The organism is Pleurocapsa sp. FMAR1 (genome assembly GCF_963665995.1).
In the GTDB taxonomy this organism is placed as follows: domain Bacteria; phylum Cyanobacteriota; class Cyanobacteriia; order Cyanobacteriales; family Xenococcaceae; genus Waterburya.
In genome coordinates, this window is record NZ_OY762512.1 from 5,287,220 (window position 1) to 5,300,697 (window position 13,478).

The window sequence follows — 13,478 nt, forward strand, 5'->3', positions numbered from 1 at the left end:
TTTAGACCAACCGTGAGACAATTTCATTGCTTAACAATCTTCAGCATCATATAGTTAACTATTGTATGGCATAGACCTCTACAAATAAATAATATAATTGTCATAGCTGACAAATATTAATCTTATCGAGCGAAATATTACTAGATAATTAAAAAACTACCTACTTAATTGGTAAATTTTGGTAAAGAAAAGCGGTTGTAGCTGAAGCTAGCATCAGAGCGATCGCAGGTGGTAATAAAGGAATCCAACCTGCTTGTAAAAAGACCGCCCAGCAGCTTGTAAACAGGATTAGTAAAGAAAAAGTCACCGCACTTGCCAACCATAGCGGACGACGCAGATACCATCCCAGCATTCCTCCTATTAAAGACCAGACTGCGATCCAAATGATTGACCAAAAGTTAGACCACCACCAAATAAGAGGACGGTTATCGGCAACGGCACTAATTATCTGACTAGTCATCTGTGCTTGAACGAAAACTCCTGGTATTTGTTTTTGAAGGGATGAACTTTGTTGACTATAGGGAGTTTGCCAGTCGTCAGTACTGCTAGAGGCGGTAACGCCAATGATAATCAGACGGTCTTTGATTAAATCTTTTAATTGAGAAGCCATGAGATCGCTTAAAATATCCCGTAGAGAGATTTGCTGGGCTATATTTGTTGGAGAATTTAAAGAGCGATAATTAAGCAATATTTGGTATCCTGCTGCATCTACGTTTTGATATCCACCTGAATAGTTGCTTATCGGTGTGAAGGTAGTTGTCCCAATTTGCAAATATCCTTTGGGAGTAACATCTGATTCTATTCCTTCTTTACTTAAATAATCGAGTGCTAGCTGGAGGCTAAAAGCATATTCTGCCGTACACGAAGCAGCAGTGGGGGGAGTTAAATGTAGAAGCTGGCGACGAATAATATCCCCACTATCGGCTACGAAATCACTAAAACCCAAGCGAGAAGCTGGAACTTCAGGAGGAGGAGGCGTACCTTCGGGTGTGCCGTCTTGCGGAGAAGGAACTTTACATACAGCGTAAAGGCGATCGCTCGTTTGTAGTTCTCTAGCTAAATTAGGATAGTCAGAATCTACAGCAAAATCGCGATAGATGTCGATTCCAATAGTACGGGGCTTATAGGGCTGGATTTTTGCCAGTAATTGAGCCAAAGCCTCATCCGAAAGCGACCAACGCAGGGACATATTCTGCTGATTTTGATATTGAATATCGGCTTCATCTATAGTAATTAAAAGCAAACGGGAGTCTGGACTTTCTATTGGTCTTAGCTGCATTAAGCGATCGAATGCCTGTAATTCTACAGGTTGCAGCCACCCCAAATATCTTATTCCTATTACCAAAAAAGCGATCGCCATGCTAGAAATAAAAATTATGACAGCACTGCGTTGCCAACTTTTAAGGGGACGATTGTGCCATATTCTAGTAGGTTGGTCGCTGACTTGGTTGAGCTGTTCTAAAATTACCGATGCGTGAAGTCTATCTGAGAGAGATAAGGCGATTAGGCGATCGATTAAATCTTTCAAAGAACTAGAAATTTGCGGGGCTAGATCGTGCCAAATCAACTGGTTAGTTTGAGTTTTAGGCAGATCGTCAGGATAAATACCAGTCATTAAATGAACGAAAGTACGTCCTAAAGCAAAGAAATCTGATCGAGCCACTGCTTGACCTTGAAGCTGTTCTGGGGCAGTATAGCCAGGAGAATATACTCTAGTAATGTCAGAGTCTTCTAGTTTCTCAACATAAGTATTGGTCAGTTTTCGTGCCGTCCCAAAATCAATCAAAATTAACTTGCCATCGGGACGAATCATAATGTTAGATGGTTTGAGATCTCTATGCAAAATCTGCTGCTGGTGAACCCGTGCTAATATTGCCAAAAGTTGTTGCAGCCAGTCAATCGCCTCAATTTCAGTTAATTTACCATTAATTTTGAGCCACTGTTTTAGATTCTCTCCCTCAACCTTTTCCATCACCAAACAGCGTAGTTTTTGCCTACTGTTTTTAGGTACAAAAGTAAAATGGCTATCTAGGCGAGAAATTGGCAAATATGACAACTGTGCTAGCACTTTACTCTCTTGCTCAAATAGTTCTACTAAGCGACGACGATTGCTAGTTAAAACCTTAAGAATTTTTAGTGTACCGCCATCATCAATTTCAAAAACTTCAGTATGATGTTGTCCGTCTAATTCCCGTAATGGCTTGATAATGCGGTAGCGATCGCGAATTATCAAATTAGAGCCACAACCCTGACAATATTGTAAATTATCTGGGTTACAGCGCTCGCCACATTGGGGATTGATACAGTAACTCATGGCGATACAGATACTTGATTGTCTAAATCCGAATGCAACTCCTTAAGCAAAGTCTCAATATTTCGTTTGACATAACCAACTGCTAAAGGAGTTTTTTCTCTCAGCGACAGCAAAATTTCCTGTAGACAAGCCTTAAGCAAGCTTTCATCTTGAAAAATTCTGTACAGTTTGTTTTTAATCGGAGTTACAATCTGATTTATTTGCCGTTGGTGAATCTCTGCATCATCGCTTGTCAAGGCATAATTCCTCAAAAATTTGAGTTCACCGAAATCTTGGCTATTGTTTACTTCAGTTATCTCTTCGCAAACCCAATCTATAGAACGACTAATTACATACTGAGCTACTACAGGCTGATGCAAAGAAAACCATGTTGACCCGTTGACAATGGTTCTAACAATAAGCGATCGCCGAACCAAAGATTCCAAAGCCTCAATTAATTCCGCTGTACTGAAAGGCAAGAGAATATTTGACTGTAAGTGAATTAAAGATAAAGGCTGACAAGCGATCGCCAACCAGTTAAGAATTTCTTGTTCTGAATTAGACAGACGCTCAAACTGCTCGTCTAAAAGATCGTAAATATCACCATAAACAATGGTGTCCTGTTGCAAGAAAGCAGATACACTACCGCTAAATAGCTCTTGAATCGTAGTGGCGACTATCTTCAGAGCCAAAGGATTGCCACGATATAGCTGAATTAATTCATCCCACCTCTGTGTGTCCGATAATCCTTTGTCTCGAAAGATATACTGAGCTTGGGTCGCCAAACCATTGAGATGCAAAGAATAAACGGGAACTTTTTTACCTTCCAATAGAGCAATTTCCCTGGGTTTTTCGCGGGTACACAATAACAAACAGCTTTGATGAGATTCTGCACCCAGTCGTCGTAGCAGTTCGCCATAACCTTTATACTGTTGACGATAATGCCCTGCCAAGTCGCCACTTTGCCAAATTTCTGCTGCCGTATCTAAAACAATTAGGCATTTATCTCGGCGTAGATGTTCGATTAAAGACGAAATTTTACCATCCAGATTTTCTTCTATTATTCGCTCTGGCTGGGAATTAAAGGATTTTAGTAAGTCGTCAACTAGTTCTGCTGCTCCTGGGACATAATGAAGACTGCGCCAAATTACACAATCGAATTGAGCCTGTATTTGCTGGGCAAAACGAATGGAGAGAGCAGTTTTACCAATCCCTCCCATCCCAAAAATAGTTACCAAACGGCAGCGATCTTTAACGATCCACTGGTTGAGTAATTTCAAGTCGCGATCGCGCCCATAAAGTGCAGGAATTACGGGTGCTTCTCCCCAATCTTGCTTTTGAGTGGCTTTATTTTTGGCTAATAGTTCGACCTGAATTTTAGAACTAGCTGGCTGTTGCTTACTCCATCGCTCTAAGACTACCCGAAAATTGGTTTTACCAATATCTTCTCCCAACACTTCTGATAATAGCTTCCATAGTCTAGGCCCTGCTGCTTGTTTTAGATAGCTAAGACTGTATTGGCAAGTTTCTTCCATTTGCTCGTAAGTTTTACCTTGCCACGTCCCTTGCAGCACAATACTTTCCACCTCTTTTAGGTGTCTTTCCGTTTTGTTAAAAACTTCTGTTTCTATAACTTTGACAATTTCATTCCAGTTCATTAATCGCTATAGGTATACGAATACAAATATTTTGATAAAAGTTAACTTTTTGTGGTCAATTAGAAAAATTAGCTGAAGCGTACTCAAAAAATGGTAAACATGAACTATTTTTAAGTTAACAAAGTTAGGTAAAACTACTTAAATAGAGTATATTACTTAGCAACAGCTTTTAAAAGATTAACTTAGTTAATCAAGGCAACCGAATTGAGGATCGCAATTATCTGCTTGTATGTAAGGATACAGGTCTAATAATAATGGCTTTTGATAAAAATATACCAGAGCAATATAATTCTAAACTGCAACTGCAACAGCAAAATCCGCCACAGTTCGGCTTTGATTTGGTTTCTCAGAGGGAAGTTACAGCCAAAATCCCCCGAAAACCAGAAAATCAATTTCAAACTTTAATTGAAAAAACTTCAGTTGCGATCTTGGTTATTCAAGAAGAGAAAATTTGCTACGCTAATCCTATTGCCGAGTTAACTATGGGCTACTCGCGATCGCAACTATCCATTGATTCGGATTTTTATCATCAGTTAAACCCCAAGGCGTATAAACCAGATAACCTAAAGCAAAACTATTCTGAAGAACTAAAAATTGAAGTCAAAGGCGATCGCGAATGCTGGTTAAAGTGCTGGTGGGAGACAATAGAATGGGAATGCCAGCCAGCCGTTATGATTACGGCGTTCGACGTTACTGAGTACAAACAGAAAGAAGCTAAGACTCAACAAGCTTTAACAGCGGAGAAAGAACTCAATCATAACCAGGGAAAATTTGTTTCCATGGTTTCTCATGAATTCCGTACTCCACTGAATATTATTTCTTTTTCTACCAGCCTTTTAAAACGTCATCTCAACCAATGGAATGAAGCCAAACAGCTTAAATATCTCAATCGTCTACAAACCGCTGTAGAACATTTGAGCCATTTAATGGATGAAGTCTTGATAATTGGTAGAGCAGAAGCGGGAAAATTAAACTTTAACCCTCAACTATTAAATTTGAATTCATTCTGTCACAGTTTATTGGCGGAAATAAATTTAAGCCAGCCTAATCACCAAAAAATTGACTTTGTTAACTTGTCAAAGCGTAAAACTATTTTGGCAGATAAGAAATTACTCAAGCTAGTTTTAGTAAATTTGCTGGGTAACGCAATTAAGTATTCCCCTGCTGATAGCACGATTAAGTTTAGCGTCTCGTGGGATAACGAACAAATAGTTTTTGAAATAGCAGATTGCGGCATTGGGATTTCTCCTGACGAACAGCCCAAAATCTTTGAGCCTTTTCATCGCAGTAACAATGTTGGTGATTTACCTGGTCATGGTTTAGGTCTGGCGATCGCCAAGAAACTTGTCGAATTGCAAGGCGGGCAAATTTCTTTAGAAAGCCAAGTAGACCTGGGCAGTACGTTTGTAGTCAAAATACCTTTAAAATCACCACAAATATTAGTAAGTCGAGAATAAAAGCACAAATCAGCGAAAATAGTCATTTTACTCGATTTATCAGCCGAAAATCTAAATAAGCGGTAGTCTTGGCTAAAGATTATGTACTGTAATCTTATTAGGCATCAATTAAGGTAAAAGTTGAATTACCATTGTTTGTGCCAAAGACACTTCAAACTGATAATAAGCTGTCGAGAAGACTAATGAACAAAATTTTAATAATCGAAGATGAACGAGAAACCAGAGATATGTTCATAGAAGCACTGACAGAAGAAGGGTTTGAAACGATTGGCGCGAAAAATGGTCGAGTGGGAATTCAAAAAACACAAAAATATCTTCCAGATTTAATTATTTGTGATGTGACTATGCCTGAACTGAACGGTTATCAAGTTTTGACTACTTTACGTCAAAATCCTCGCACGGCAGCGATTCCTTTCATTTTTATGTCCGCTTTATCTGACGAAGCAGAACGTCATGAAGCAATGCGACTGGGAGCAAATGACTATTTAACCAAACCCTGTACGGTAGAGAAATTACTACAGGCGATTGCCAAATTTTTTAATTCCATTGACAGACAACGAATCTAAGTATTCCCTAACCAAATAAATACCTAAAATATTGGAGCAAGAATAATGAGTAAGGTTTTAGTAATCGAAGATGAAGCCCAAACCAGAGAAATCTTTTTAGACTGCTTAGAAGCAGAAGGTTTTGAAGGGATTGAAGCAAAAAATGGTCGCATTGGAGTGGAAAAAGCACGAGAACAATCACCTGATTTGGTAGTTTGCGATATTCTTCTACCCGAACTAAACGGTTATGAGGTGCTTAAAACCTTACGTCAAAATCCCATAACTGCAACTATTCCCTTTATTTTTTTAACGGGTAAAGCTGGCAAAGCCGAACTAAGACAGGGGATGCAAATGGGTGCAGACGACTATCTAACTAAACCCTCTACCGCCGAAGAATTTTTAGACGCGATCGCCACCCAGCTAGCCAAGCGCGAAGCACTTAAACAATTATACGCTGCCCAATTTCAACAGTTAACCTCCGAAGTTGAAGCTGACTCTAACTCGATTCTGCCATCTACACCCAATCCACAACTGCAAGAAATTTTTGATTATATCGAAGCTCATTATCATGAATCTATTAGCTTGATTGATGTAGCGACATCGGTGGGTTACTCTTCAGCCTATTTAACCGATTTAGTTAAACGCCAGACAGGAACATCCATCAACCGCTGGATCATCAAGCGTCGTCTCGCTGCTGCCGAAGCTTTACTTCAAGAAACCAACTATTCAATCGAACAAATTGCTGAAGAAATTGGTTATCTCAATCCTGGTCACTTTTTCCGCCAGTTTCGTAAATATGTCGGAACTACACCGAAAGTTTGGCGTAAAGCTCATCGGGGTTATTGAAAATTACTTTAAGGATGAGGAGTTATGGCAAGAATCGTGATGACTCCTTTTCCACGACCATAATGCCAAAAGATTCCAAAAGCTTCTAGCAGAAATTTCAGCTTAAACTGCACTAATCTTCAATCTCCAAATCTACATATTGAGAAAAATCACCCAAATCGCGACCTTTTTCGGTGGAGGCTTGTTTAATTCCGCGTTTGACTGAAGCTAAAGCATTAGGATTTTGCCATAACCATAGCTCCCTTTCGGGTATGCTCACTACAGGATCTAGCAAAATTTGTCCCTCGTCATTTATCATGACACGATAGCTTTTACCTTTGACTACTCGACCTAAAGTCAAGCGTCCTCTACTATCCGATTGAGTAACTTCTTTTACTACTCGAAAGTCTTGTTCCTGCATATATATTTAATTAATACCAAAAAACAGTTTTTGAACTATTTATATACGAATCCCAGAGTTTTCTAGCTGTTTTTGTAGTGGTGGGTAAATGGGCAACATTTATCTACTAGAAAAATAATTTTGCAATGCAACCATAGCAATTAATATCAAGGGTTCAGAAACAGAAAGCGATCGCACTACCTATTACAAAAAAGGCGATCGCATTTAGTATCGGTAATTTCTTGGCGATCGCCTAAATATTGTCTTGATTTTAGGGAGATGCGATCGCACTAAGTTATTTTTTGCCTAAAGTACTCTTTTTAAGGCTACTATTACAGAAATTAGGAGGGATTTTGACTTATCATGAGCATGGAAATTCCGAACGAAGAAACCAGAGTGCGTCATCTTGCCAAAATGCGAGAACTCAACAGACGCATGGACAAACATATTATTGATTTGGATGAATTAAATGCTCGTCTGGAAGAGAATTTACGAGAACAACGCCGAAGAATTTTTAATGGTGGTGAAACCCAACAGATAACAGCATCATCGAATGAATAAGGAAAGTGGTTGTTAAACAGAGATCGCATTTGGTATATATGATTCTAGTGCGATCGCCTGAATATTGACTGGATTTTTAGGAGATGCGATCGCACTGAGCTATTTTTTGCCTAAAGTTCACTTTTTTTCGTTCTTTAGAAGTTTGAATTTATTTATCCTATTACGCAGTCCAAATTTGCTCGACAGTAAGATTTAATTCTGGAAAAGTACGAGAAACAATTTTATCAGTACCTCGGTAAGCCTTTGATTGATAAACCTTATTATTATCAAGCAGATAAACAAACACCGTAGGCTGTTTAGGATTACCAAGATAACTACGACTGGCGATCGCTAAATAATCAACAACCCAATATTCAGCAATACCAAGACGCTGATATTCATCCAGTTTATCCACGTAATCATCTTCCCAGTTAGTAGATACTACCTCCACAGCTAATTGAAGTGGTTCGAGTAGAGCAGAATGAGCAGAAAGATTTGAATCCCATAAAGTCTTATCCACTACACTAACATCAGGATGACGACCTTGTTCATTTTCCTCAGCATTTAGAGTCCTTACCATAATTCTACCTGAGACTCTATAGTTAAGGTTTAATCGCCTGACTTCTGCTTTTAATGAGTCGCTAATAAACTCTGCAACATTTTCATGCATCCTGGTGGGTAATATTCTCATTATTTCGCCATCGACTAACTCATAACGTCCTTCGTCAGGGAGCTGTTCTAAAAATTGAGCAAAAGTAAGCTTTTGTTGGGGTTGATTAGTGGTTAATGTCATGACGAGTTTTCTTGACAAGTCTTGATGAAGTTAATTTTAGTTTAGCTTTTCGCGATATTTAAGAACAGTCTTTTATGTGTGGCATAGTTTATCGTTTTCTGGCGCGATCGCATTTGATATCTACGATGTCTTGGCGATCGCCTAAATATTGTCTTAATTTTAGGGAGATGCGATCTCCGAATTTCGTTATTTAATATTTGCAGTTTTTCAAAAAGAAAAATAAGTGACAAATCATCTAAATATAAATCGTTGGAATTAATGTAGCTATTATTTAAAGTTGTGACTAGAGCTAAATAAAGCTCAATACCACCAAGTTATTAGGAAATTTAATTATGTCACAACAAAATGCTTTGGCATTCTTCACTCATGTAGAGCAAAATCCAACTTTAAAGCAAAAAGTACAGACAGCACCTAGCAAGGAAGAACTATTTAATATTGCTCAAGAAGCTGGTTATAGTTTTTCTGCTGATGACCTTAAAGCAATCTCTCAAGAATCTGAATCGGAGGAATTAAATGAACAAGAATTAGAAGCAGTAGCTGGAGGTACTGTAAAAGATATTGCAAGCGCAATTGTAGATACCGCCAAAGACGTTTTTGACGCACTTTGGTAATGATTATTGATAATAATTTCGTATTTTTCAAGATATTTATATCTTAAAAAGTGCAAAAAGCGATCGCCCTAATTATAAAAAAAGGCGATCGCTATTAATAGCTATAATCTAAATTTAATTGGGCTAGATTATTTCGTTATTGTTGGCAAATGTTTCTAGAGCAAGATCGGCTTGAATTAAGCCATAGCCACTTCCCTCATCATATCCAACACCAGATTGATTTGAAGCAGTAGGATACTCTATGTCGACTGCTGTTTGTTCTAAGGCTTGATAAATTTCTTCTGGTGTAGCTTCAGGATTAGCTTCTAATAGTAAAGCTGCTACCCCTGCTGCGTGTGGAGAAGCTGCTGATGTGCCAAAGAAATTAGGCGATCCATCTTCTTCTATATCTTGACCAAAGAAAGTCGTATTTATGCCGTCAGGAGCAACAAGATCTGGTTTTTGGCGGAATTCTGGCTCTGTCAAGCGATTTCCTTCACTGTCGAATAAAATTGGTGTTGTGCCTACAGAAGAAAAGAATTCTAATTCTTCAGGGGTTTGATACAAAGATGCTCCTACTGTTTCCACACCAGATACATTACGATGTGAGAAAATTGTAGAACCTTGAGTAGCATATTCAGCTTCAGCAGTTCCGAAAGCAAAATCAACATATTTAATCCGATTTGGCGGAGAACCTCCTGCAATAGTATTTTGACCGATCGCAAGTTTATATTCTCCTGGTTGTTCTGTAGAGTTAGTAAAGTCAATTATCTCTACTGCATCACTACCTATATTCGACTCTGCACCAAAAGCGACAATATTGTTTTCAGCATCTAAAACAAAAACATCTAGATCTCCGTTTGCACCTTTACCCCCCGCAGAAGCAAAAGGTTCATCCCATTGGAAAGAAAGAGAAGTTGATGCTCCAGGATCTAGAGTAAAGTCTTGAAAAACGTCTATTTCTGCATCTGGATTGAAATCATGAAATGTATAATTCTCAAGTCCTTTAATAGATTGCTCGGACGATTGTACGGGTCGAAATTCAGCTTCATAGGAGCTATCACCATAATTACCTGCTGATGCAAAGTAAGCAACTCCAGATTCAACTGCTCGCTCTGCTGCTTGAGCTACTACTCCATTTTGAAAGAAAGGTTCTTCTGTATAAATAACATCATCAATAATAATGTCCGCATCAGCAGCTACTAATTCATCAATCCCTTGAGCGAAATCATCTGCTCCATTAAAGCCTGTTCTAAAAATAATATTTGCCCCTGGTGCAACGTCATGAACTAGCTGGATCATTGCCCTACCTTCATCATTTAAAGCAAGGCTTGGCGCACTCAAAGCCAAAGAATTATCAGCCGAATCGTCTAATATATGGACTGTATCATTGTATCCATCAGGGTTTTGTTCTCCTGGTAAGTCTCCTGAAATCACATCGTCATCGGCAGTAATCTCAGTATCAAAAAAGCGATCGTAGCTATTAGACGATAGACCAACAGTAACTCCGCTGCCGTCTACACCAAATTTATTTCTGGCTTCTTCAACATTCATTACTTCTACACCCTGGCTCGTAACCGAGACAACAGATTCACTATCTGTATCTGCTTCAGGTATAGATTGTTCTTCAGCTACCGATTCATTTTGTTCTTCGGAAGCTGACGACGGTAAGCCTGTAGTAGTATCTTCGTTGAGAATATTGAATTGGTTTTCTATTTCTGATGAATTAATAAAATCGTCCTTATTAATTTTGTCTGCTGATACATTTTTAACTGTTGCTAATATCTCATTTGTATCTGCTAAGGAAATAATAGTTCCTTCATCTCCCTGAGTTATACTTAGCTGTTCAAAAGAAAACTGTTCGCCAAATCTGGGAGTAGGAGTCAATACAAATCGATCTTTACCATCTTCAAAATCTAAAACAGTATCCTGTCCAGTATTAGGAACAAGGGCAAAGTAATCATTTCCTTCGTCTCCGGTAAGATTATCATTACCTTCTAAACCTCTGAGCAAGTCGCTACCCGTACCGCCAAAAAGCAGATCGTTATCGTCACCGCCTTCTACTTGGTCATTCCCTTCTCCACCATTAAGATAATCGTTACCTTTACCGCCGTTTAATCCGTCATTACCATTACCGCCTTCAATATTATCGTTGCCACCATAGCCCAGAACAATATCTTTGCCAGCTTCTCCTGCTAGAAGATCGTTACCATCACCACTAGAAAGCCAATCGTCGCCTTCTCCTCCATTGAGAGTATTGTTCCCAGCTTGTTCTTGACGAGAAACACTGACTACTAAATGGTCGCTACCTTCGTTACCGAGAAGCAAATTATTACCTCGACCACTTGCGAGACTATCATTACCTGCTCCGCCAAAGAGAGAATCATTACCATCTTTGCCAATTAGAATATCATCACCAGCAAACCCCAGAACAGGATCGTCATTTGAGGTGGCAATCTTTGTTTCAGCTTCTGAAGTACCAAGAATAACTGAATCTGTATTAGAGAAGTTGGTATTGTCTATATTTTCATTACTCATAATTGTCGATCACTTAGCTTTTAATTTAAATAAATTAAGTAGTTTGTCAGTCTAAATAATTTACCAACAGTATTTATGGAAATATGCTCATGAGCAATGATTTTTTTTTAGGTATATCTCCAGTTTATTTATGTAGAGATTAGAAGCAAAAAACGTTAATAGTAACCAAAAATAAGAGATTGTTTTAAATATTGCTCCATCGTAGATTTATAAATGTCAGCTAGATTTTGAACTAACGAAAATAATAAACACAAAAACTAAAGGAGAAACACAAATGTCTAAAGCTAACTTAGAACAATTACGTCAAGAAGTAGCACAATATCCTGCTTTGCAAGAACGATTAAACCAAGCAAGTGATAATGATAGCTTGATTGCTCTAATTACTGAAGTAGGTCAAGAAAAAGGATACAGCTTCACTCGACAAGAGGTCGAAGAGTATATTAATGAAATGAATACTTCCCAAGAAATTAGTGAAGAGCAATTAGAAGCTATTGCTGGAGGAGCAGCGAAAGCTGATGGCTGGGTTAATGTTATTGCTTGTTTTTAGTTAGATATGAATAAAAAGGTTTGCTAGCATTAGCAAACCTTTTTGGTTAACCATCAAAGCTAGCTATTAACAATTCTGTAAATTTAATAGCTAGCCTTAAATATTGATTTTTTATTACTGTGTTGTCAAATTGAATACTATTCAAGCTTATGAATTATCCAATAAAATCATGCATAAAATCTTTTGTTCCTGATTCACAGTATAGTTTAGTTTCTCATAAATCATTCTCTTTTATTGATTCTATAACCAATATTTTGCCTGCTTTCACAACTGCTATATTAGAATGCCGTTTGCAAGATAATCAACCCAGGGTAGATTTGGAAGTAAATTTATCGAGTAAATCTTATATAAATTTATCAGAAGAGTTATTAAAATATCCTGAATGGCAATTTTGCAACAATATATATCACGATTGGGTCAAAAATAATGATTTATTAGCTGAAAAAGTAAAACATATTTGGCTTGAATTTGATATTGAAGAAAACTCATCTTTAATTCCGTTACCGTGTATTTTTTTAGGCTTAAACCGAAATAAGTTCAATCATAAAATTCTAATTGAAATAAGTTTTAGACTATTAAACCGCCAATTATCCTTTGCTTTTAAATCGAATCTTAAACATTGCGTCAATTGTTTACCATCAAAAACTTGCGTATTCTACTTAGGAGCAATGTTATCTCGTTCAGAACAGACAATAAGATTTGTCAGCCTAATACCCTCAGATCAAATATCGGACTATTTGAAACGAATTGGTTGGTCTGGTTCTCAAGAAAAGATTAAATCTTTACTTTCAAAATTATCTGAATTTACGGATTATATGTGTTTAAGCTATGACGTAGGAGAAATTGTTATGTCTAGAATTGGATTAGAATGTTATTTGCCAGAGCAACCAAAATATGAGTCTCGATGGAAATTATTTTTAGATTATTTGGTAAAGTTAAATTTATGCAGCGAATTTAAACGAAATACACTTTTAGAATGGTCTGGATACTCTAAAAAAGTATCAAAATCAGCATCATTATTTCAGGATAATAATAAATTAAAGTGGGAAAATATTTTCTTAGAGCAAAGAGAACCTGTTGCTTTTATAAGAAAAATTAGTCATGTGAAGATTGTTTGCAATTCTGATGGCACATTAGAAGCTAAAGCTTATTTACATCTTTGTCATGAGCCTATAAATTTAAAGTTGGATAGGTAATAAGTTGGATATTGAAATACGGACAACTAAAAGCTAATGTCAACACAATAAATTGTTTGCTCGATTGTTTTAATAATTAGTTAATGAGAACAAGTA

General features: G+C 37.6%; 12 protein-coding genes. 7 read left to right on the forward strand and 5 right to left on the reverse strand.

The window, feature by feature from the left end:
* Positions 1-160 precede the first annotated feature (160 nt).
* Positions 161-2,314 (reverse strand): CHASE2 domain-containing protein, encoded by a 2,154-nt coding sequence (locus SLP02_RS25635; protein ID WP_319423522.1) that lies wholly within the window; start codon positions 2,312-2,314, stop codon positions 161-163.
* On the reverse strand, positions 2,311-3,951 hold the full coding sequence (locus tag SLP02_RS25640) for an NB-ARC domain-containing protein (protein ID WP_319423523.1): 1,641 nt from the start codon (positions 3,949-3,951) through the stop codon (positions 2,311-2,313). Before SLP02_RS25640 ends, SLP02_RS25635 begins: the two co-directional genes overlap by 4 nt.
* A 254-nt stretch (positions 3,952-4,205) precedes the next feature.
* Between SLP02_RS25640 and SLP02_RS25645 the strand changes: the two genes are divergently transcribed.
* From SLP02_RS25645 to SLP02_RS25655, 3 genes are all read left to right on the forward strand, one after another.
* A complete protein-coding gene (locus SLP02_RS25645; RefSeq protein ID WP_319423524.1) occupies positions 4,206-5,408 on the forward strand; it encodes a PAS domain-containing sensor histidine kinase in 1,203 nt (400 codons plus the stop codon).
* Positions 5,409-5,590: 182 nt separating this feature from the next.
* Positions 5,591-5,974, forward strand: a complete 384-nt coding sequence (locus tag SLP02_RS25650) for a response regulator (RefSeq protein WP_319423525.1) — start codon at positions 5,591-5,593, stop codon at positions 5,972-5,974.
* A gap of 45 nt (positions 5,975-6,019) precedes the next feature.
* Complete coding sequence (locus tag SLP02_RS25655) at positions 6,020-6,799, forward strand: response regulator transcription factor (protein WP_319423526.1); 780 nt, start codon at positions 6,020-6,022, stop codon at positions 6,797-6,799.
* A 112-nt stretch (positions 6,800-6,911) separates the two neighbouring features.
* Here SLP02_RS25655 and SLP02_RS25660 read toward each other — a convergent pair whose 3' ends face one another.
* Positions 6,912-7,199 (reverse strand): hypothetical protein, encoded by a 288-nt coding sequence (locus tag SLP02_RS25660; RefSeq protein WP_319423527.1) that lies wholly within the window; start codon positions 7,197-7,199, stop codon positions 6,912-6,914.
* Between the two features lie 348 nt (positions 7,200-7,547).
* On the opposite strand from SLP02_RS25660, the gene SLP02_RS25665 reads away from it, so the two are divergent.
* Positions 7,548-7,739, forward strand: coding sequence for a hypothetical protein (locus SLP02_RS25665; RefSeq protein WP_319423528.1), 192 nt, complete (start codon positions 7,548-7,550; stop codon positions 7,737-7,739).
* Positions 7,740-7,899: 160 nt separating this feature from the next.
* Here the strand turns inward: SLP02_RS25665 and SLP02_RS25670 are convergent, their stop codons facing one another.
* On the reverse strand, positions 7,900-8,511 hold the full coding sequence (locus tag SLP02_RS25670) for a Uma2 family endonuclease (RefSeq protein WP_319423529.1): 612 nt from the start codon (positions 8,509-8,511) through the stop codon (positions 7,900-7,902).
* Positions 8,512-8,843: 332 nt separating this feature from the next.
* Between SLP02_RS25670 and SLP02_RS25675 the strand changes: the two genes are divergently transcribed.
* Positions 8,844-9,122 carry a Nif11-like leader peptide family RiPP precursor gene (locus tag SLP02_RS25675; RefSeq protein ID WP_319423530.1) on the forward strand — a complete coding sequence of 93 codons (279 nt, stop codon included), beginning with the start codon at positions 8,844-8,846 and terminating at the stop codon, positions 9,120-9,122.
* A gap of 123 nt (positions 9,123-9,245) precedes the next feature.
* Here the strand turns inward: SLP02_RS25675 and SLP02_RS25680 are convergent, their stop codons facing one another.
* Positions 9,246-11,639 (reverse strand): S8 family serine peptidase, encoded by a 2,394-nt coding sequence (locus tag SLP02_RS25680; protein WP_319423531.1) that lies wholly within the window; start codon positions 11,637-11,639, stop codon positions 9,246-9,248.
* Between the two features lie 274 nt (positions 11,640-11,913).
* On the opposite strand from SLP02_RS25680, the gene SLP02_RS25685 reads away from it, so the two are divergent.
* Positions 11,914-12,186, forward strand: coding sequence for a Nif11-like leader peptide family natural product precursor (locus SLP02_RS25685; RefSeq protein WP_319423532.1), 273 nt, complete (start codon positions 11,914-11,916; stop codon positions 12,184-12,186).
* Between the two features lie 149 nt (positions 12,187-12,335).
* Positions 12,336-13,382 (forward strand): hypothetical protein, encoded by a 1,047-nt coding sequence (locus SLP02_RS25690; RefSeq protein WP_319423533.1) that lies wholly within the window; start codon positions 12,336-12,338, stop codon positions 13,380-13,382.
* Positions 13,383-13,478 lie beyond the last annotated feature (96 nt).